A 20,542-nucleotide genomic window follows, 5' to 3' on the forward strand; every position below is an offset into this window, starting at 1 on the left:
CGGGAGTGGCGGGTGGGACCTCGATGTGGCGAGGCACGCCCTCCTCGGCTCCGCCGAGTCGGACCGCCTCGCAAGGTGCGATCGATCCTCCCCTGGGCGGAGCCTTCCTGCCTCCCTGCCCGCCGCCTTCCTACCTCGTTGCGCAGCTCGCGGCTCCGCGCTCACTTGGGCGGCATGAGGACTGTGTCGATGATGTAGACAGTGGCGTTGGCGGTCTTGACGTTGCCACAGACAATCTTCGCCGTGTCATTGACCTCGTAGGACTTGGCCGAGCCGTCGGTCGTGAGCTTGCTGCCCTCCAAGGTCTTGAACGACCCGTTCGGCAGCTCGCTGGGCGCAATGGGCTGGCCCACCACGTGGTACGTGAGGATCTTGGTGAGCATCGCCTTGTTGCTCAGGACCTTGGCCAGGTCTGCCTTCGGGATCTTCTTGAAGGCATCGTTGGTCGGCGCGAAGACGGTGATGTCCTTCGCGTTGTTCAGCGTGTCGACCAGGCCGGCCTTCTTGACGGCGGTGACGAGCGTGGACAGTGCCGGATTGTGCGACGCGGCGGTGGCTACCGGGTCTTTGGCCATGCCCGCGGCGCTGCCGGCACCTTCCTTCGGCAGCGAGGCGCAGGCGGGCCCGAAGGGTCCGCTGTCGGTGGCGTGGGCCGCGGGGGCCAGCAGGCCGATCGACACGGGCAGTGCGACTGCAGCACCCGCGAGAGCGGCTGCTGTCCGAATGGTGCGATGCGTAGTCATGGTGGGTTCCTCGGGTGAGAGAGGTGCGGCGAAACCGTTGGAACGATTCCGCGGAGGCCGGAGGGGCCGTCCCCGGGCGGGCCCCTGCCGACAGGGCAAACGAGCAGCCCTCATCAAGTGATTCGACGCCGAATACGGTGCGGATTGGTATGGATTCGCAGAATTCGGCGAATTCCGTTGCGCTCGTTGGAGATCTCGATCGCGCTGCGCGCGTGACCTGTTACACCATGTGCGCGGAACGAAGAAATGGGTAGTCGGCGCATGCGGTTCTGTATCCTCGCGCGACGCCGATTTACCCACGTCGCGGCGCCGCAGAGCCTATAGCCCTTTCCGTATGCGGTGGCGACGTACCGTAAAGGAATGAAGGCCGAGGGAGCTGAGCCATCGATGACGGAATATCGCGTCGCCTTCGACGCGGGAAGGCCGGACGGTCGTACCTGCATCCACCTGGGAGAGCTGACTTCCCCAGGAGATCCGGCAGTACACGGCTGTTCGGAGTGCCTTGAATCGGGGAAGAGGTGGCTTCATCTTCGACAGTGTCTGAGCTGTGGTCACGTCGGCTGCTGCGACAGCTCGCGCGGAAAGCATGCTCAGGATCACGCCGAGAGCAGCGGCCATCCAGTGGCTCGGTCGATTGAGCGCGGCGAAGACTGGGCTTGGTGTTACGCGGACGAGCTGTTTCTCACGCCGAACGGTGGTCCGGGCATGGCGACCTGAGGATTGTTCCCCAGAGGCAGAGGTAGAAGAGCACACGTACGTGTACCCGACGCGGCGAATCGGAATTTCGACGCCCGGCCTCCGCCGGATCACCCGGTGGATAGCTTGTGGACGATCGTGTCGTCGGGGTCCAGCCGTCGCCCGTCCGCAGACAATACCTCGAGTGCGCGGAGGGGCTGCCCCTCTCGGCTGTCGACCAATTCTGAGTGCGGTTCGTCGGGGGCGAAGGAGTTCTGTTCGCCCCACTGCCGCAGCGCCACGATGACGGGGAAGAGTGCCTTGCCCTTCGGGGTCAGTACGTACTCGCGGTAGGCGCTGCCGTCCGAGGCGGGGACGTTTTCGAGGACGCCGCCGGCGGCCAGGGTGCGCAGGCGCGCGGTGAGGATGTTCTTGGCCACGCCGAGGCTGCGCTGGAACTCCCCGAAGCGCCGGCTGCCGTCGAAGGCGTCCCGCACGATCAGCAGGGACCACCAGTCGCCGATCGCGTCCACCGACCGTGCGACGGGGCACTCGCTGTCGTCGAAACGTGTCCTGGTCACCATGACGCCTCTCCTTCCATGCCGGTTGCAACATGCTACCAAAAAAGCTACCTTCACCGTTGGTAGCAAGATGAAACCGGATCGGATGGGTCGAGGGGGGCTGATGTCCAGCAAGGGCGAGACGGCTGCACGGCGGACCGAGGTGCGAAGTGCGGGCGGTGCTGCGCCCGTTCCGTCCCGCGGCGTGTTCATTCTGTTCGCCGTCGCCTGCGGGGCGGCGGTGGCCAACGTCTACTTCTCCCAGCCGCTCCTGGTGACGATGGGGCGCGACCTCGGCATGAGCCCGGGACTCGTCGGCAGCGTCGTCACCCTCACGCATGTCGGATACGGGCTGGGGCTCTTCTTTCTCGTTCCGCTGGGTGACGCGGTCGACCGCAGGCGGCTCATCGCCGCCCAGTTGCTGCTTCTGGTGGTGGCGCTGGCCGTGGTGGCCTCCGCCCGTACGCCGGTGATCCTGCTGGCGGGGATGGCCGCGACGGGGCTTCTCGCGGTCGTCACGCAGACGCTGGTGGCCTTCGCGGCATCGCTGGCCCCTTCCGCCGGGCGCGGGCGGGTCGTCGGTCTGGTCACGAGCGGCGTGGTCATCGGCATCCTGCTCGCCCGCACCGCCTCCGGCCTCATGGCCGACTTCGCGGGCTGGCGCTCCGTCTACCTCGCCTCGGCGTCGCTCACCGCTCTGCTCGCCCTGGTCCTGTACCGAGTTCTGCCACGCGACATCGGCGCCCGTCCGACGACCCTGCGCTACGGGCAGCTCCTGCGCTCCACGATCACACTCTTCGCGCGTGAACGACTGCTGCGGCTCCGGGCTCTGTTCGGACTGCTGATCTTCGCGGCCTTCAGTACCCTGTGGAGCAGCATCGCGCTACCGCTCAGTGAAGCCCCGTACTTCCTGTCCCACAGCGAGATCGGGGCACTCGGACTTGTCGGTGTCGTGGGCGCCCTGGCCGCGAACGCGGCCGGCCGGCTGAATGACCGCGGACTCTCCCGACGGACCACGGGTATCGCCCTGGCGCTGCTCGTTGCCTCATGGCTTCCCCTTGTCTTCACCCGTAGCTCGCTCGGGGCGCTGGTCGTCGGAGTGATCCTTCTCGATCTCGCCGTACAGGCGGTCCATGTCACCAACCAGACCCTCATCTACGCGCTGTATCCGGACGCCGGCAGTCGGCTGATCGGCGGATACATGGTCTTCTACTCGGTCGGCAGCGCCACCGGCGCCATCGCCGCAACCTCTCTCTACGCGGTGGCCGGCTGGGGCGCCGTATGCCTGCTGGGTGCCGGGTTCAGCTGCCTGGGCCTCGCGCTGTGGGTGTTCACCCGGCGCAGTTCGTCGGGTCCCGCCGTCGAGGCGGGTTCTCGCGGCGAAGGCTGACCGTCCTCGGTCCGCGAGTGATCCGAAGGGCGACCGGAGGGCAACCTTCCTCCGCTGCAACGGAGTTGAGCCGGGCAGTCGGACGTCGACACTTTGTCCCCCCACAGATAAAAGTTCGAGCCTGGCGTGTCAAAGGGGTTTCTGACTGATGAAAAAGCCATTACCTTCCTGCTCTGTACCGGATAACAAGGACGCGTTCGCCCGACTCCCTCCCAGGGCGCCCGTGTCCCCGGCGCGACGGCGCGCGCCTGTGCGAGACCCCCCAGCCCCGTTGCCTTACGGAGGATGCGCGTGCACAGGAGACTCACCCGGCCACTCGCGGCGCTCGCCAGTACCCTGCTCGCTGCCGCGGGCGCCCTCACCGTCCAGCAGAACCAGGCCGAAGCGGCCGCCGCAGAACCCGAGTTCCAGCAGGTCACCCTCGCCAAGGGGGTGGCCGAGACCGGCGAGCCGATGACGCTCACCGTCCTGCCCGACCGGTCGGTCCTGCACACGTCGCGGGACGGGACCCTGCGCCTCACCGACGCGGCCGGCACCACCAAGGTCGCCGGGAAACTGGACGTCTACTCGCACGACGAGGAAGGCCTCCAAGGCGTCGGCGTCGACCCCGCCTTCACCACGAACCGCTTCGTCTACCTCTACTACGCCCCGAAGCTCACCACTCCCTCCGGGGACGCCCCCGCGGACGGCTCGGCCGCCGACTTCACTCCCTTCGACGGCGTCAACCGGCTCTCCCGGTTCGTCCTGAAGGCGGACGGCACCCTGGACACCGCCAGTGAGAAGAAGGTCCTGGACGTCCCCGCGAGCCGTGGGCTGTGCTGCCACGTCGGCGGCGACATCGACTTCGACGCCCAGGGCAACCTCTACCTCTCCACCGGCGACGACAGCAATCCCTTCGCCTCCGACGGCTACACCCCCATCGACGAGCGGCCCACCCGCAACCCGGCGTACGACGCACAGCGCTCGGCCGGCAACACCAACGACCTGCGCGGCAAGGTCCTCCGGATCAAGGTCAACGCCGACGGCGGCTACTCCGTCCCCGCGGGCAACCTCTTCGCCCCCGGCACCGCCAAGACCCGGCCCGAGATCTACGCCATGGGCTTCCGCAACCCCTTCCGGATGACCGTCGACAAGCCCACCGGCACGGTCTACCTGGGCGACTACGGCCCCGACGCCGGCACCGCGAGCGCCACCCGCGGGCCCGCCGGGCAGGTCGAGTTCAACCGGATCACCAAGGCCGGCAACTTCGGCTGGCCCTACTGCACCGGCAAGAACGACGCCTACGTCGACTACAACTTCGCCACCTCGACGTCCGGCTCCGCGTTCTCCTGCTCGGCGCCCAAGAACACCTCGCCGAACAACACCGGCCTGACCGACCTCCCCCCGGTCCAGCCCGCCTGGATCCCGTACGACGGAGGCTCGGTCCCGGAGTTCGGCAGCGGTTCCGAGTCACCCATGGGCGGCCCGGTCTACCACTACGACGCGGCCTCGACCTCCGAGGTGAAGTTCCCCGAGAGCTTCGACGGGGACTTCTTCGCGGGCGAGTTCGGCCGCAAGTGGATCAAGCGCATCGAACAGACCGGCGACGGCACCGTGCAGTCCATCAGCGCCTTCCCCTGGCAGGGCACCCAGGTCATGGACATGGCCTTCGGCCCGGACGGTGCGCTGTACGTGCTCGACTACGGCACCGGCTACTTCAACGGGGACGAGAACAGCGCGGTCTACCGCATCGAGAACGTCAGCGGCGGGCGGTCCCCGCTTGCCCAGGCCTCGGCCGACCGCACCTCCGGCAAGGCCCCGCTCGCTGTGCAGTTCTCCTCGGCGGGAACCTCCGACCCCGATGGCGACCCGCTGTCCTACGCCTGGAAGTTCGGTGACGGCGGCACTTCCACGTCGGCCAACCCCGCGCACACCTACACCGCCAACGGTCAGTACACCGCTGAGCTGACCGTCTCCGACGGCACCGGCCGGACGGCGACCGCATCCGTCACCGTGACCGTGGGCAACACCGCGCCCACGGTGAAGCTGGAGCTGCCCGTCGACGGCAAGATCGTCGACCCGGGCGCCGCGGTGCCGTTCAAGGTGACCGTCACCGACCCCGAGGACGGCACCATCGACTGCTCGAAGGTCAAGGTGACCTTCATCATCGGCCACGACAGCCACGGTCACCCGCAGACCTCGGCGACCGGCTGCTCCGGCACCGTACAGACCATCGCCGACGGCGAGCACGACCCCAACGCCAACATCTTCGGCGTCTGGGACGCCGAGTACACCGACAAGGGCGCGAACGGGCAGCCCGCCCTGACCAGCCACGACGAGCACATCAGCCAGCCCAGCCACCGCCAGGCCGAGCACTACGGAGGCTCCGCCGGGGTGACGGTCGTCAGCCACACCGCGGCCCACGGAGGCAAGACCGTGGGCAACATCGAGAACGGCGACTGGATCTCCTTCAAGCCCTACGCGCTCGACAACGCGACCAAGCTGACCGCCCGCGTCTCCTCCGCCGGGGCGGGCGGCACGCTCGAAGTGCGCGCGGGCTCGCCCACCGGCACCCTGCTCGGGTCCGTGGCCGTTCCCGTCACGGGAAGCTGGGAGACGTTCCAGGACGTCTCCACGAACCTGGCCAACCGCCCGGCCGGCACCACGACGCTGCACCTCGTCTTCAAGGGCGGCAGCGGAGCCCTCTTCGACGTGGACGAGTTCGCCGTCACCACCTCGGGCGTCACCGGTCCGCGGGAGGGCGCCATCACCGGCATCGGCGGCAAGTGCGTCGACGTGGCCGCCGGTGCGACGGCCGACGGGACGCAGATCCAGCTGTACACGTGCAATCAGACGGCCGCCCAGAAGTGGACCGTCGGCACCGACGACACCCTTCGCGCGCTCGGCAAGTGCATGGACATCAGCGGGGCCGGCACGGCCAACGGCACCAAGGTCCAGCTCTACGGGTGCAACGGCTCCGGGGCCCAGAAGTGGACCCCGCAGGCCGACGGGACGCTGAAGAACCCGGCGTCCGGCAAGTGCCTGGACGCGGAGGGCGTGTCCTCCGCGGACCGCACCAGGCTCCACCTGTGGACCTGCGGCACCGGCGCCAACCAGAAGTGGATCCTGCCATGAGACGACGACCGGTCCGGCCTCTCGGCCGCCTCGCCTGCTGGGCCGCCTGCGGCCTGCTCGGCGCCGCGGCGCTGCCCACGGCTGTGGCGACCGCCACCCCCGAACCCGCCTCCACCGAGCTCCCGGCATCAGCCCCGGCGAAGGCCGCCGCCGCGGATCCCGCCTACGACGTGCTGGTCTTCTCCAAGACCGCCGGATTCCGCCACTCCTCCATCGACGAAGGCATCACCGCCCTGCGCGAGCTGGGCGCGGCCAACAACTTCACCGTCACCGCGACCGAGGACGCCGCGGCCTTCACTCCGGCCAACCTCGCCGGATACGAGGCCGTCGTCTTCCTCTCCACCACCGGCGACGTCCTCGACGCCACCCAGCAGACGGCATTCGAGGGCTACATGGCGGCGGGCGGCGGCTACGTCGGCGTGCACGCGGCGGCCGACACGGAGTACGACTGGACCTGGTACGCGGGCCTGGCCGGCGCGCTGTTCCAGTCCCACCCGGCGATCCAGCCCGCCACGGTCAAGGTGGAGGACCGCGCCCACGACGCCACGGCCCACCTCGGCCCGACCTGGCAGCGTACCGACGAGTGGTACAACTACCGCACCAACCCGCGTACGTCGGCCCATGTCCTCGCCTCGCTCGACGAGTCCAGCTACAGCGGCGGCAGCATGAGCGGCGACCACCCCATCGCCTGGTGCAAGGACTACGCCGGCGGGCGCGCCTTCTACACCGGCGGCGGTCACACCGAGGAGTCGTACACCGACCCGGCCTTCCGCCGCCATCTGCTCGGCGGCATCCGCTGGGCGGCCGAACTGACCGAGGCCGACTGCCGTCCGGAGACCGGCTACACCACCCTCTACGGGACCGCGGGCACCGCCGGCTGGAAGCAGGCGGGCCCGGGCGCGTTCACCGAATCCGACGCCACCCTGACCTCCGGCGGCGGCCTCGGGCTCCTCTGGTACCAGGCCAAGGAGTACACGTCGTACTCCCTGAAACTCGACTGGCGCCAGGCGGGCGACGACAACTCCGGTGTCTTCGTGGGCTTCCCCGCCTCCGACGACCCCTGGTCGGCCGTCAACAACGGCTACGAGATCCAGATCGACGCCACCGACACCCCCGACCGCACCACCGGCTCCGTCTACGGCTTCAAGTCCGCCGACCTCGCCGCCCGCGACGCGGCCCTGAACCCGCCGGGGGAGTGGAACACCTACGAGATCCGGGTCGAGGGCGAGCGCCTCCAGCTCTTCCTCAACGGCCGCCGCATCAACGACTTCACCAACACCGACCCCGCCCGCAGCCTCCAACAGGGCCACATCGGCCTGCAGAACCACGGGGACGGGGACGACGTCTCCTTCCGGAACGTCCGGATCAAGGAACTCGGCGCCGCGTCCGGCCCCAGGGAGGGAGCCATCACGGGCATCGGCGGGAAGTGCGTCGATGTGGCCGCGGCCGCGTCGGCGGACGGCACGCAGATCCAGCTGTACACGTGCAATCAGTCGGCCGCGCAGAAGTGGACGGTCGGTACGGACAGCACGCTGCGGGCGCTGGGCAAGTGCATGGACGTCAGCGGAGGTGGTTCGGCGAGCGGCACCAAGATCCAGCTCTACGGGTGCAACGGTTCCGGCGCACAGAAGTGGACCGCGGGCGCCGACGGAACCTTGCGGAACCCGCAGTCCGGGAAGTGCCTCGACGCGGAGGGCGTCTCCTCCGCCGACCGCACCAGGCTGCACCTGTGGACGTGCGGCACGGGCGCCAACCAGAAATGGGTCCTCCCCAGCTGAGTGACCCGCTCGACACCGGCAACGGCGCGGAGGGCGCCGGTGCCGGGACCGGCCGCTCCCATGGGCCGGTGACGGCGGCAGGGCACGACGCCGAAGCGCCCTGCCGCCGTTCCTCGTCCACTTCTCCGACAAGCCGCTTGGTAAGGCCGTTGAGCCGGTCGGGACCGCCTCCCGTCAACCGTGCGCGAGATCGCCCAGTACTTCGCGGGCGGCCCGTGCTCCCGATGCCAACGCGCCTTGTACGGAGCCGGTCGCCCGATGGTCCCCGCAGACGTACCTGCCCGGTGAGAAGCGTGTCGTACGGCTCAGCGGCCAGGGTGGGTTCATCGCGGGCAGGGCCCTCTCGACCGTGTGGACGGCGATCTGCTGCCAGCGGCCGGTATCGGTGCCGTAGAGGTCGGCCAGCCGTCGAAGCACGGCCTCGCCCGCGCCGGGCCGGTCGGCGCCCAGGGCCGAGCTGGAGACGAGCGCGGTTCCGGGCGGGGCGTAGGTGGGTGCGACCTCGGTGAGCACGCAGGTGTTCAGTACGGTTCCGGCGCCGTCCACCACCAAGGTCGGCTCGGCCAGGGGCGAGCTCGCGACCGCGTGGTAGTACGTGGTCACCGTGCGGCCCTCCGGCACGGGCAGGCCGGGCAGCAGCCGGGCCGCCGCGGCGGCCTCCGTCGCCACCACGACGGATCCGGCCGGCAGCTCACGGCCGTCCGCCAGAAGCACCCCCGACGCGGTGACCCCGGCGACCGGTGTCTCCAGCCGGAGGACACCGTCGGGCAGACCGGCGGCCAGCTGGGCGGGAACTGCGCCGATGCCGTCGGCGGGCAGGCAGAGGGTTCCCCGGACCATGCTCCGCAGCACCATGTGGAAGAAGCGGGCGGAGGTCTCCAGCCGGTCCTCCAGGAACACACCGGACAGGAACGGCCGCAGGACTTCGTCGACCGCCTTGGCCGAGAGCCCTGCGCGGGACAGGGCGTCAGCGGTGGAACGGTCCGGCCGCCCTTTGACGCATGCGGCAGGCAGCAGGGAGTCACGCGCGGCGAGCGCGGCCATCGCGGCCAGGTCCCGGCCCGTCAGAACCTTGCCGGGCAGCAGCGTTCCGGCCTTCTCCGGCCGCCGAGTCGGGTCGGCGAGAGAGACGGGACCGGTCGGCGTGTGCACGATGATGCCCGGAGTGAACGGCCGCAACCGCAGGCTCCGCAACGCCAGACGCCGCTTCACCTGTGGATAGGCGGTGTTGAACACCTGGAACCCGCGGTCCAGCAGAAACCCGTCCGCCCGGTCCGTGCGCATGCGGCCGCCCACGCCGTCGGACGCCTCGAGAAGTGCCACCTGCTGCCCGGAGCCGCACAGATCCAGGGCGCAGGCCAGCCCGGCGAGGCCCGCTCCTACGACGACGACGTCCGGAGTCCGGCGATGCCGAGTGGTCATGTCCGTCATGTTCCTCTTCCTCCGGCACGGATCTGTGCACGGCGAAGGCGAATGCTCCCGCCTTCGCGTCAGCCTGGTGAACCACATCTGAGGCGCTCCTGAGCGGAATGCGCCGAGTGCGCGGAGCGCGTCGCCCCGACTCCTCGTGTGCGAGATGAACGGGCCGGCCTCACCACCCCACCCGAACACGTTCCGTCCGCCGAATCCAGGCGACACCGCGGTCATGCACCCCCGGAAGATCTGCCCGGCGGAGCGCGACGGTGTACCCGCCGTTTGAAAATTTCTGCCGGGCGTCGGCCGTTCGTACAGCTCATCCGGACGGAAGCTGGTATAGACCACTAACGAAACGAGAAAACTATTTACCGCGCATGCGTTCCTGTGGCTCACTGTGTCGTGTTCGCGACAACTGGACGCGCGTAGACCGTCGCGGAACCGCATCTCCCCCCACAAGCAGGAGGCCGTCTTGTCGACCCGGAGCATCTCCCTCCAGTCCGTCCAGAAGAGACTCACCGCGGTTGGTGTCGTCGGTACGAGCGCCACGCTGTTGTTCGCCCTGATGTCCGGCACTGCGTCATCGGCGCCCTTGCCGGACAGCCCCGTGCCGTACGGCAAGGGCTACATGGGCGTCGGTTACGTCCAGGACAGCGAGGACTTCAAACCGGACACCCGCCCACTGCACCTCGACGCCGGGACGGACGCCGGCCTCAAGGCGAACCCCGAGGGCGTCGACGTCTCCAGCTGGCAGGGGGGCATCAACTGGAGCTCGGTCCGTGGCGCGGGCATCGAGTTCGCCTGGATGAAGGCGACCGAGGGCCTGACGTACAAGGACCCGACGTTCAGTGCCAACTACCTGAACGCCTACAACGCCGGTGTGATCCGCGGCGCGTACCACTTCGCACGGCCGGACGTCTCCGGTGGCGCGGCGCAGGCCGACTTCTTCGCGAGCAACGGTGGCGCCTGGTCCCGCGACAACCTCACGCTCCCCGGCGTACTCGACATCGAGGGCAGCTGCTACGGCTACTCCCAGGCGGCCATGCGGCAGTGGGTCCTCGACTTCTACAACACGTACAAGGCCCGCACGGGACGTGACGTGGTCATCTACACCAGCCCGAGCTGGTGGAACTCCTGCACCGGGGGCTGGAACGGCATGTCCGCCCTCAGCCCCCTGTGGGTGGCGCACTGGACCACGGCCGGCAGCCCCAGCATTCCGGCGGGCTTCCCGTTCTGGACGGTCTGGCAGTACAGCTCCACCGGCGCGGTGAGCGGCGTCTCGGGCAACGTCGACCGCGACCGCTTCAGTGGTGACCGCTCCCGCCTGCTGGCTCTGGCCAACAACACCCCGTGATGCCGGTGCCGGTGCCGGACCGCGGTGACCCTCCGGGTCGTGGCATCCGTGCGAGGGCGTGGGCCGGAGCGGCCGGACCCGGTCGCTCCGGCCCACGCGTTCCCTGCCGGGGTCCGGCCCGGTCCCACGACCGTTCGTGAAGGAGCAAGCCATGAGTGCGACACCACCCCTCAGCAGGCGCGGTGCCCTGGTCGCCGGAGCCGCGGCCCTGGCCGGCGGGCTGGGACTGGCCACCGGTTCGGAAGCGGCCGTGCGGATGCCCGAGAACGCCCGCCTCCGTGCCGCCGCCCTGTCGCCCCAGCAGCGCGCCGCGCAGTGCGTCATCCACTCCTACCCCGGACTCACGCCACCCGCCTCCCTGATGAGCGCCATCAAGGAAGGCCGCACCGCCGGCGTGATCTTCTTCGGGGAGAACATCGACAACCTGAGCCAGATCGAGAGCGTCATCCAGTCGATGAACGCGGCGCACGCCTCTTCGCCCGTGAAACAGCCGCTGCTCCTGATGACCGACCAGGAAGGCGGCGCCATCCGCCGCCTGCCCGGTGAGCCCGTCATGTCCGCCAAGGACGTCGGCGCCTCGGCCGACCCGCACCAGTGGGCCGACTTCACCGGCAGTGGTGCGGGCATGAACCTGGCGGGCGTCGGCATGAACGTCAACCTCGCGCCGGTCCTCGACGTCTACCGCGCGGACGGCGACTTCACGGACCAGTACGAGCGGTCCTACAGCAAGTCCGCCGCAGCCGTGGCCAGTTGCGGATCGGCCTTCATCACCGCCCAGCAGAGTGCGGGTGTCGCCGCCACCGCCAAGCACTTCCCCGGCCTCGGCCCCGCATCCGCGAGCCAGAACACGGATCTCCGATCCGTCACCCTCACCACCTCCGCGGCGAGCCTCCGCAGCGTAGACGAGGCGCCGTACCGGGATGCCATCGCGGCCGGAACCAAGCTCGTCATGCTGTCCTGGGCCGTCTACACCGCCCTGGACTCCAGCCGGCCCGCCGGCCTCTCCCCGACCGTCGTCGGTGAGCTGCGCAACCGGCTCGGCTACACCGGAGTCACGATCACCGACGCTCTGGAGGCCGGCGCCCTCCAGTCCTTCGGCAGTACGTCGCAACGTGCCGTCCTGGCCGCTGCCGCGGGCATGGACCTCGTCCTCTGCTCCTCCCGCAGCGTCTCCCAGGGCGACGAGGCGGTGACCGCGCTGAGCGAGGCCCTGACGTCCGGCCGGCTCGACGGCACCGCTTTCGACGCCGCCGCCGCACGGGTGAGCGCCCTTCGCGCCGGGCTGTGAGGGCTGGGAGGACCCGGGCCGGCCGGACAGGGACGCCAGGTGGCCTCCTCGGCAGCCGGCGCCTGCGACAGTCGCCGGTCTGCCTGGCGGCCTGGCGGTGTCAGCCCACCGTCGCGAGTGTGCGGACGCCGGGCCCTTCGAGTTCGCCCAGGACCGATCGGCGCCCGGAAACGGCGAGGAGCAGGGTGAGCGCGGGGCCGGTCACCGCCGGCCCTGTGCCGAGCGTCAGGTCGTCGTCGGTCGCCGTGAGCCGGACGCGGGCCACGAGTTCCTTGGCCCCGCCGAATGACGCCGGGGTACGGGTCTGCAGACGAAGCGATCGGACCACGGCTTCCGGCGGGTAGGTGCGGCTGAGCCCCAAGGGGCGGCGGATGTCCTCACCGTGGACGACCTCCTCCACCAGGCGGCTGTCGAGGGGGGCCGGCGGCGTGGACTTGCGCGGAGCCGCCCGACGGAGCCGCTCCAGGGTCTCCTGCGGCGTGGCCCCGCGCCGGCGCGCCACTCCCAGGGAGTTCTGACGGTCGAAGTCGAACCGTGCCCGGGCCAGGCCCACGACGAATCCCAGGCGCGTGGTCAGGGCCGTGTCCACCAGGTGGGCGACCACGTCGTGCACCGTCCACCCGTCACAGAGAGACGGTGTGGCCCACTGCTCGTCGTCGAGGTGCGCGAGGTCCTCGATCAGGGCCGCACGCTCTGTATGAACCATCGACCAGACGTCGACCGTCACGGCTTCTCCTTCGTCGATCACAGCGGCACGGATCCCGGGTTCCGTGATCCCGGGTTCTGCCACGTAGGACTGCCGGGGCTACTGGAACTCATCGCCCTGTACAGCCGCAGCCCGGACGCAGCCGGTGTGGGCCGACACAGCCGTCCGACGGCTTGACAGGCAACCAAATAGTTGCCAATTTGTAGGTGAGGGGGATCAGGGGGTCGGGTGGCATGGACGAGGTGTTCAAGGCGCTCGCGGATGCGAGCCGGAGGCGGCTGCTGGACCGGCTGAACGAGCGGGCCGGGCAGAACCTGGTCGAACTGGGTGCGGGGCTGGGCATGACCAGGCAGGCGGTGTCCAAGCACTTGGCGGTGCTGGAGGGCGCGGGCCTGATCACGACGGTACGGCGTGGCCGGGAGCGGCTGCACTACCTCAATCCCGTGCCGATCCACGATCTGGCCGACCGCTGGATCGGCCAGTACGAGCGGGGCCGGATGGCCGCGCTCAGCAACTTGAAGCAGGCCCTGGAAGGAACGGCGATGAGCAAGCCCGAGTTCGTTTACACGATCTACGTCCACACCACGCCCGAGAAACTCTGGGAGGGGCTCACCAGCCCGGAGTTCCTGAAGCAGTACCACGGAGGCTGGGCACCCTCCTCCGACTGGAAGGTCGGTTCGAAGGTGCTGTGGCCGGTCGAGGAAGGCGGCGAACCGCAGGACCTCGGCCAGGTCGTCACCGCGGCGGAACCCGGCAAGCGGCTCGCCTACACCTGGCACACGCTGCAGCCGATGCATCAGGAGATGTTCGGCATGAGCGATGCGGAGTTCGCCGAGGCGGTCAAGGAACGCTCGACGGTCGCCTTCGACATCGAGCCCGCCGAGGTGGCGGAGGTGGGCGTCAAGCTGACCATCACCCACGACGGCTTCACCTCGGCCGACTCCAAGATGCTCGAGGGCGTCAGCGGCGGCTGGACCATGATGATGTCGGAACTGAAGACGATCCTGGAGAAGGACTGACCGCTCCGGTCCCGGACGGGCCGGTGCCGAGGGCACACAGCTGACGGAGCATGCCCCGCCGCATCACCTCTGGCGATGTGTGCCGGCGCCGCGAAGGCTCCGCAGAAACCCGGCCCAACGGTTGACGTCCCCGGTGGGCCGGGTCCCGGCTGCCGGTCAGCCCATCCGGGGGTCCGGGGTGAGCAGCGCGAACACGGCGCCCGCCGGGTCCGCGACCCAGGCGATCCGGCCGACCTCGGGCACGTCGGCCGCGGGCATCAGCACGGAGCCGCCGTTCGCCGTGACCGCTGCGGTGGTCGCGTCCGCGTCGAGGACGTGGAAGTACGGCACCCAGCGGGCCTTCTCGCCGTCGCCCGCAAGCGGGGCCGCCCCGCCGAAGGAGCCGTCCTCCTGGTCGCCGTCGGCGATGCTCAGCACCCGGTAGGTCATGCCCGGCGCCTGCATCTCCGCCGAGCGCCAGCCGAAGACGCCCGCGTAGAAGCCGATGGCGGCCACCGGATCGGGCACGTGCAGCTCGGCCCAGATCAGCGTGTTCTCGGCCGATGCCACATCGAACCCGGCCGTGCGGCCGGGCTGCCAGCAGGCGAACTCGGCACCCTGCGGATCGGTGAACTGGGCAAGCCGGCCCTCGCCCATCACGTCCATCGGCTCCATCCGCACGCTGCCCCCGCCGTCGCGCACGGCGGCGGCGGTGGCCTGCACGTCGGGGGTGTGGAAGTGCAGCATCCACGCGGAGTCGGCGCCCTCCTCGGTCAGCTGACCGATCGCGGCGACAGTACGGCCCTCGCGCTGGAAGAATCCGTAGCCGCCTGCCTCCGGTCCGGCCGAGACGAACTGCCAGCCGAGTACGGCTCCGTAGAAGGCGGCGGCCGCGGGAACGTCGGGGCTGCCGAGGTCCAGCCAGTTGGGCGATCCGGTGCGGAAGTCGGTACCGAGCATTGCGTGCTCTCCTGGGTGAGGTCCGGCGACGTGGCGTCGAACGCTACCCCCTGCTACTGGCCATTGCGCCGAGAGTGACGCTCGACGCCCGCGTGTCCTGGAACACCGCCTGGATGCAGCAGATCATCAACAAGGGCCCGCCCCACGGAGAGACGCCGCCCCACGGGCTCGCGCGCCACGTGCGCCGAGCCGGACGACTGCGCCCCCGGCCGCTCACCGGCCCGGGGGACGCTCCGTGGGTGCCTTGGAGGTGATCAGCAGACCGGTGGCGAGACAGGCGAGGGCCATGCCGCCGACCGCCCACCAGAGGGCGGTGGAGTAGGCCCCGAACAACACACTCGTCAGGTCGTCGGACGCCGACATATGACGCAGTTCGGCGACGAGAACGGCGCTGAGCAGCGCGTTGCCGAGCGTCAGGCCCAGTTGATGGCCCGCAGTGACGGCGGCGGAACGCTCACCGGAGAGTCCGGGGCCCGCGGTCGCGGTGGCGAAGACCGGCGGCAGGGCGAGACCGGTGCCGAAACCGGTGAGGAGCAGGGCGGGCAGCACCTGGGTGACGTAGGCGCCGTCCGGTTCGAGACGGGTCAGGAGCACCATGCCGAGGGCCGTGATCGCCAGCCCGCTCACGATCAGGCCGCGGGGCGCCACGCGGGGCAGCAACCGGGCGGACACCTGCGTGGAAGCGATGGCGACCGCGGCGGCCATGGGCAGAAAGGCCACACCGGCCGTGAGAGGGGAGTCGCCGCGGACGCTCCGCAGAAAGAACTCCACGACCGCGAACGAGGTCATGATTCCGAATCCGGCCAGCAGCACGGCCAGAAACGCGCCGAGGCGGTCGAGCCCCGAGGCGCCGGATTCCTGAGGGAACGGGGCCGTCCGGACCGTCTGCCGCAGCAGGAAGGCCGCGAGGAGGACCGTGCCCACCGCCAGCAGGGCCAGGACCAGCGGGTCGCTCCAGCCGCGCGGATCGGCCTGGGTGAGGCCGTAGGAGAGGGCGATGAGCCCACCGGTGCCGAGCAGCATCCCGGCGGTGTCCGGTCGGGCGTCCGTCCGCCCCGGACGCTCATGCACCAGGGTCGCCGCACCGATCAACGCGACGACGGCGAGGCCGGCGCCGGCGTAGAACGTGACGCGCCACGAGAGCGCGTCGAGCCAACCGGCGGTGAGAAGTCCCAGTGCCGAGCCGCCACCGGCGACGGCGGCGTAGATCCCGATCGCTCTGCCGCGTTCCTTGGAGCCGGCGAATCCGGTGCTCACCAGGGACAGCGCGGCCGGTGTGAGCAGCGCGGCGGAGGCGCCCTGGAGGAAGCGGGCCAGGAGCAGCTGCCCGGAACCGCCGGCTACGCCGGCGATCGCGGACGCCAGCACGCATCCGACGAGGCCGATGACCAACACACGTCTGGGGCCTGCGCGATCCGCGAGATGCCCACCGATCAGCAGCAGGCCGCCGAAGGACACCGTGTACGCGGTGAACAACGAGGTCAGGCCGTCGCCGCTCATCCCCAGGTCGGCCTGGACGGCAGGCGAGGCCATGTTGAAGGCCGTCGCGTCGAACAGCACCATCAGTTGCACCAGGGCGATCACCGCCAGCCCCCACCAGCGCAGGGGATGCGGCGGCGCCTCGTCCCGAAGGGCGGGGGAGGAGTGGGTGGGCCAGGTCCCCGGGGGCGGCGGCCCGAATCCCGGTGGCGGGGCGTGCTGCGCCGGGGCCGTCGGAGCGTAGGCGGGCGGCGGGGGCAGCGCGGCCTTGACCAGAAGGTCCGGGCGCACCTCGGGGGCGTCGACGGGCAGTTCGGGTGCGTAGTCCAGCAGTTGGGCCGCGTGGCGACCGAGTTGCGCGAGGACCGCGCCCGGCAGCCATTCCGCCGTCGAGTCCTGAGCGGTGCGCGCGGCCACCTCCTGGGGGGTGGGCCTCTTCGCGGGGTCCTTCTCCAGGCACGCGCGTACGAGATCGGCCAGGCTCGCCGGCACGCCGGTGAGGTCGGGCTCGTCCTCGGCGATCCGGAACAGATGGGCAGGCAGGCCGGTGTCGGCAGCGCCGAAGAGCAGACGCCCGGTGGCCGCGTGGACGAGGACCGCCCCCAGGCAGAAGATGTCGCTGGCCGGGGTGAGGTCGAGGCCGCGGACCTGTTCCGGCGACATGAAGCCCGGGGAACCGATCAACATGCCCGTGCGCGTGTGCAGGCTGTCCCCGGCGAGGCTGTCCATGGCCCGGGCGATGCCGAAGTCGATGACCCGGGGCCCGTCGACGGTGACCAGGACGTTGGACGGCTTGAGGTCACGGTGGATCAGACCCGCCTCGTGCACCGCCTGCAGAGCGAGGGCGAGGCGGTTGGCGAGAGTGCGGACCGAGTGCTCGGGCAAGGGGCCGAAGTCCTTGGAGACCACGGTGCTCAGGTCGGGGCCCGGGATGTACTGGGTCGCCACCCAGGGGACCGCGGCGTCGGGATCCGCGTCGAGCACCTCCGCGGTCCAGCGGCCGCCCACCCGGCGCGCGGCCGCCACTTCACGGGCGAATCGCCTGCGGAACTCCTGGTTCCCCGCGTACTCGGCCTGCACGACCTTGACGGCCACGGTGCGTCCGGCTTCGGACCGGCCCAGATAGACCAGGCCCATGCCGCCCTCGCCCAGCCGGGCGATCAGACGGTACGGGCCCAGCCGGGCCGGGTCTTCGGAGGTCAGAGGATTCACGAGGAGTAAGATAGGCCAACTATCCTATGGCGGAGCGCGATCGGGAGAATTGTCACCGCAATCCTGGTCCGGCTGGGCGCCCTCTCCGCTGACATCCTCGAAGTGGCCTTCATTCAAAGCGACTTCGGATCGGGCGGTCGCTTGACCGTACTCACTGCGCCGGAACCCGCACCGCTCGCCCGCCCGCCTGTGTGGCCGGAGCCCCGGGTGTTCTTGGAGGCCCGGGGTAGGCGTGAGGGGAACAGAGCCAGGGAGGGAAGATGGTGAAGGACACGTCGCTGCGCGCGGTGGGATGGGCACAATCGTTTCCGGTGTCGGAAGGAGTGCGGGCCGGCCGCCGCTGGACGCAAGGGCACCTGATGTCCCTGGAGTGGACCGAGAAGGCCCCCGACACAGTGGACGACATTCTGCTCAGCGTCTCGGAGCTGATCACCAACGCACACGTGCACGCGCACAGCGACGCCCAGCTGGTCCTCACCTGGGACAGTCACTGTCTGCACGTCAGCGTCCACGACTCGGACCCCGTTCCCCCTGCCAAGCGGGCGGAGGACCTCACGACGACGGGAGGACGGGGACTCGCCATCGTCGACGCCCTCGCCGACGGCTGGGCCACGCATCCGCAGGCGTCGGGAAAGACCGTCACCGCCTGCTTCGTGCCACCAGGGGCTCCGAAGCCCCGGCACGACGGGGACGTCAGCTGAGCCCCGGGCCGAAGCGGCCCGAGGCCGGAATCGGCTTCGGACATGACGCCCGCCCCTCTCGTGAGTGAGGCAGCCCGCGCACCGGCCCATGGCCACCGCCGACTCATCGCGATCTCAGCTCGCGGCTCCCGGCTCGGTTCATCGCGATGTTCCGGATCTTCTTCCTGCTGCCCGCCTCGGCGAGCAGCGCGAGTACCGCGGGCGATGTCGAACCCTCGGCGAGGACGCGCTGCATCCAGTCCGTGACCTCCGACAGCTCGACCGGTGTCGGCACATGGCCGTCCTCGATGGACAGCAGGAACAGCCAGTCGTGGACGCGACGCCGGATGAACTCGCGGTACCCCTCCGTCTTGAGCGCGGCGATCTCCGGCAGCAGTCCGGCCGCCCACTGCCGGAACTCGGCAGGGCCGGTCACCTTCGTCGCGACCCCGTCCACCAGGGCGACCACGGCCGACTTGGACACCATTTCGAGGGGATCGCGCAGGATCGTGGCCACGATCCTGCGATCTCCGTCGCGGCTGCGCGAGGAAGTGGTGACCAGCACGACGCGCCGGTACGCGGACGATCGCACGTGCTCGTCCGCGACGGCATCGTCGACGTTCACGTCGAGGATGCCGGCCCCTGCGAGCAACTCGGCCACATCGGAATGCAATGTCATCGCTTCCCCCTTATTTCCCGTGCGGCGGGTGCCGTGGCTGGTGGTGAGAGGATTGTCGCCGAGGTCGAACGGCGGAGGTGTGCAGTGGGGCTGGGGACGGTGGCCATCACCGGGCAGCAGGAAACATCGGCTCCGTGGTACGCCGGGCGCTGCGCGGCGAGGTGGGCAGCCTGAAACCAGCGGCAGTGATCAGGTACGTCGTCGCGCCACATGCCCCAGCAGGCTCCAGCCCACCCCGGCGACCAGCAGCCACACCACTGCGACCGCGGGCAACCTGCCCCCGAAGGCTCCGAGCGTCAGCGACAGGGCGAGGGGCGGAAGCACGTGGCCGAGCAGTCCGCCCCAGCCGACCGGAACCTTCGCCGCCCGCCGCGACACCACCGCACCCACCAGACTGATCACCAGGTAGGTGGCGAAGCTCCCGCACAGTACCCAGCGCACGTTCTCCGTCAGCTCGCCGTGGAGGTGTTCCATCGACGCGCCGAGGCCGGCGGCCAGGGCGGTGAGCGCGCCGTTGGTGACGCAGTGGAGCAGGAGCACCAGGCGCGGTGGAAGGGCGGACTCGCGCAGGTTCGGCACGCCGCCGTAGCCGCGCACGAGCGACAGCCACCAGATGGACACCAGCAGCAGGAATCCGGCGATTCCGATCGACCGCAGGGTGTGATCCCAGTCCGCCTCCGAGCCCACCGTCACGAGCTGGGCGACACCCTCGCCGAGCACGATGATGGTGAACAGGCCCAGCCGCTCACCGAGATGGACCGGATCGACGTGGGCCAGCGTGAAGTCGAGCCGCTGGCTGTCGCGTTCACTGATGCCGCCGCGCTTCTCGGCACGCCGCTCGACCGCGGCGCGGCGGGCCTCGGCATTCTCCTGGAGCTTGTGGGCGGAGAAGCTGAGCGTGGCCCACAGGTCGATGGCCAGACCCGCACCCCAGAGCCAGTAACGCGCCCGGCCGTCCACCCAGATGGACACGATCCACGGCGTCACGCCCGCGCTGAACTGCGCGACGGGCCAGTCCACCAGCATCTGGCCGCGCCGCCGCCAAGCCCCGCTCGCCACGAAGCGCAGCACCACGTAGGTGACGGCGAACGCCCGCAGGTGCTCGCCCTCATGTACGCCCGCCACGGACGCGGCCAGGACGGCCATGCCGAGCATGCCCAGCAGCATGGTCCGGGTGCGCGCCCGGTCACCGGCGACGTTCCCGTAGACCGTGAAGCACATCCAGATCGTCCAGAACGCCAGATAGAGGAGCGTGAACAACCCGACGTCGGCCAGGGACGGCTCACCGTGCAGCACGTGCGCCAGCTGCGCCGTGCCGGTCACGACGATCAGATCGAAGAAGAGCTCCAGCCATGTGGCATGGCGCTCCTCGGCCGTGGGCCGCTGCGAGGGTTCAGCTCTCTGTACATATGACACTTTGTCACCATAATCGGCGCCCGTTCCGAGGGGTGCCCAGCCACGCCATCCGTCCCACGTGGCCACCGCGGCCCGCCCGTGTCGGGGAGCGGAGTGC

General features: G+C 70.0%; 16 protein-coding genes and 1 pseudogene. 8 read left to right on the forward strand and 9 right to left on the reverse strand.

Annotated features, from left to right (window positions below; all coding sequences use genetic code 11):
• Positions 1-161: 161 nt before the first annotated feature.
• Positions 162-743 (reverse strand): fasciclin domain-containing protein, encoded by a 582-nt coding sequence (locus tag OG521_38580; GenBank protein WUW26361.1) that lies wholly within the window; start codon positions 741-743, stop codon positions 162-164.
• Between the two features lie 387 nt (positions 744-1,130).
• Here OG521_38580 and OG521_38585 point away from each other — a divergent pair, with 387 nt between their 5' ends.
• On the forward strand, positions 1,131-1,460 hold the full coding sequence (locus OG521_38585; GenBank protein ID WUW26937.1) for a UBP-type zinc finger domain-containing protein: 330 nt from the start codon (positions 1,131-1,133) through the stop codon (positions 1,458-1,460).
• Positions 1,461-1,549: 89 nt separating this feature from the next.
• On the opposite strand, the gene OG521_38590 is transcribed toward OG521_38585, so the two are convergent.
• Positions 1,550-2,002 carry a helix-turn-helix transcriptional regulator gene (locus tag OG521_38590; protein WUW26362.1) on the reverse strand — a complete coding sequence of 151 codons (453 nt, stop codon included), beginning with the start codon at positions 2,000-2,002 and terminating at the stop codon, positions 1,550-1,552.
• 100 nt (positions 2,003-2,102) lie between these two features.
• Here OG521_38590 and OG521_38595 point away from each other — a divergent pair, with 100 nt between their 5' ends.
• From OG521_38595 to OG521_38605, 3 genes are all read left to right on the forward strand, one after another.
• Positions 2,103-3,368: an MFS transporter gene (locus tag OG521_38595; protein WUW26363.1), complete on the forward strand. Its 1,266-nt coding sequence runs from the start codon at positions 2,103-2,105 to the stop codon at positions 3,366-3,368.
• Between the two features lie 291 nt (positions 3,369-3,659).
• Positions 3,660-6,482 carry a PQQ-dependent sugar dehydrogenase gene (locus OG521_38600; protein WUW26364.1) on the forward strand — a complete coding sequence of 941 codons (2,823 nt, stop codon included), beginning with the start codon at positions 3,660-3,662 and terminating at the stop codon, positions 6,480-6,482.
• Positions 6,479-8,260 carry a ThuA domain-containing protein gene (locus tag OG521_38605; protein ID WUW26365.1) on the forward strand — a complete coding sequence of 594 codons (1,782 nt, stop codon included), beginning with the start codon at positions 6,479-6,481 and terminating at the stop codon, positions 8,258-8,260. The genes OG521_38600 and OG521_38605 overlap by 4 nt, the downstream gene beginning before the upstream one ends.
• A 174-nt stretch (positions 8,261-8,434) precedes the next feature.
• Here the strand turns inward: OG521_38605 and OG521_38610 are convergent, their stop codons facing one another.
• Positions 8,435-9,682 (reverse strand): FAD-dependent oxidoreductase, encoded by a 1,248-nt coding sequence (locus OG521_38610; protein WUW26366.1) that lies wholly within the window; start codon positions 9,680-9,682, stop codon positions 8,435-8,437.
• A gap of 463 nt (positions 9,683-10,145) precedes the next feature.
• Between OG521_38610 and OG521_38615 the strand changes: the two genes are divergently transcribed.
• Together OG521_38615 and OG521_38620 are read left to right on the forward strand one after the other, a co-directional pair.
• On the forward strand, positions 10,146-11,027 hold the full coding sequence (locus tag OG521_38615; GenBank protein ID WUW26367.1) for a GH25 family lysozyme: 882 nt from the start codon (positions 10,146-10,148) through the stop codon (positions 11,025-11,027).
• A gap of 151 nt (positions 11,028-11,178) precedes the next feature.
• Complete coding sequence (locus OG521_38620) at positions 11,179-12,315, forward strand: beta-N-acetylhexosaminidase (GenBank protein ID WUW26368.1); 1,137 nt, start codon at positions 11,179-11,181, stop codon at positions 12,313-12,315.
• Between the two features lie 100 nt (positions 12,316-12,415).
• Here OG521_38620 and OG521_38625 read toward each other — a convergent pair whose 3' ends face one another.
• Positions 12,416-13,021 carry a maleylpyruvate isomerase family mycothiol-dependent enzyme gene (locus OG521_38625; GenBank protein WUW26938.1) on the reverse strand — a complete coding sequence of 202 codons (606 nt, stop codon included), beginning with the start codon at positions 13,019-13,021 and terminating at the stop codon, positions 12,416-12,418.
• A 233-nt stretch (positions 13,022-13,254) separates the two neighbouring features.
• On the opposite strand from OG521_38625, the gene OG521_38630 reads away from it, so the two are divergent.
• The gene (locus OG521_38630) at positions 13,255-14,040 is read left to right on the forward strand and encodes a metalloregulator ArsR/SmtB family transcription factor (protein ID WUW26369.1); all 786 of its coding nucleotides are present in this window, start codon (positions 13,255-13,257) and stop codon (positions 14,038-14,040) included.
• Between the two features lie 156 nt (positions 14,041-14,196).
• Here the strand turns inward: OG521_38630 and OG521_38635 are convergent, their stop codons facing one another.
• The 3 genes and pseudogenes from OG521_38635 to OG521_38645 form a co-directional block, all read right to left on the reverse strand.
• Positions 14,197-14,979 (reverse strand): VOC family protein, encoded by a 783-nt coding sequence (locus tag OG521_38635; GenBank protein ID WUW26370.1) that lies wholly within the window; start codon positions 14,977-14,979, stop codon positions 14,197-14,199.
• Positions 14,980-15,192: 213 nt separating this feature from the next.
• A complete protein-coding gene (locus tag OG521_38640) occupies positions 15,193-16,749 on the reverse strand; it encodes an MFS transporter (GenBank protein ID WUW26939.1) in 1,557 nt (518 codons plus the stop codon).
• Positions 16,750-16,782: 33 nt separating this feature from the next.
• Positions 16,783-17,670, reverse strand: a pseudogene (locus tag OG521_38645) (serine/threonine protein kinase).
• A gap of 260 nt (positions 17,671-17,930) precedes the next feature.
• On the opposite strand from OG521_38645, the gene OG521_38650 reads away from it, so the two are divergent.
• Positions 17,931-18,371 (forward strand): ATP-binding protein, encoded by a 441-nt coding sequence (locus tag OG521_38650; protein ID WUW26371.1) that lies wholly within the window; start codon positions 17,931-17,933, stop codon positions 18,369-18,371.
• 103 nt (positions 18,372-18,474) lie between these two features.
• On the opposite strand, the gene OG521_38655 is transcribed toward OG521_38650, so the two are convergent.
• Together OG521_38655 and OG521_38660 are read right to left on the reverse strand one after the other, a co-directional pair.
• Positions 18,475-19,029 carry a hypothetical protein gene (locus OG521_38655; GenBank protein ID WUW26372.1) on the reverse strand — a complete coding sequence of 185 codons (555 nt, stop codon included), beginning with the start codon at positions 19,027-19,029 and terminating at the stop codon, positions 18,475-18,477.
• Positions 19,030-19,218: 189 nt separating this feature from the next.
• On the reverse strand, positions 19,219-20,445 hold the full coding sequence (locus OG521_38660) for a low temperature requirement protein A (protein ID WUW26373.1): 1,227 nt from the start codon (positions 20,443-20,445) through the stop codon (positions 19,219-19,221).
• Between the last annotated feature and the right edge of the window lie 97 nt (positions 20,446-20,542).

Source organism: Streptomyces sp. NBC_01463 (genome assembly GCA_036227345.1).
Taxonomy (GTDB): domain Bacteria; phylum Actinomycetota; class Actinomycetes; order Streptomycetales; family Streptomycetaceae; genus Streptomyces.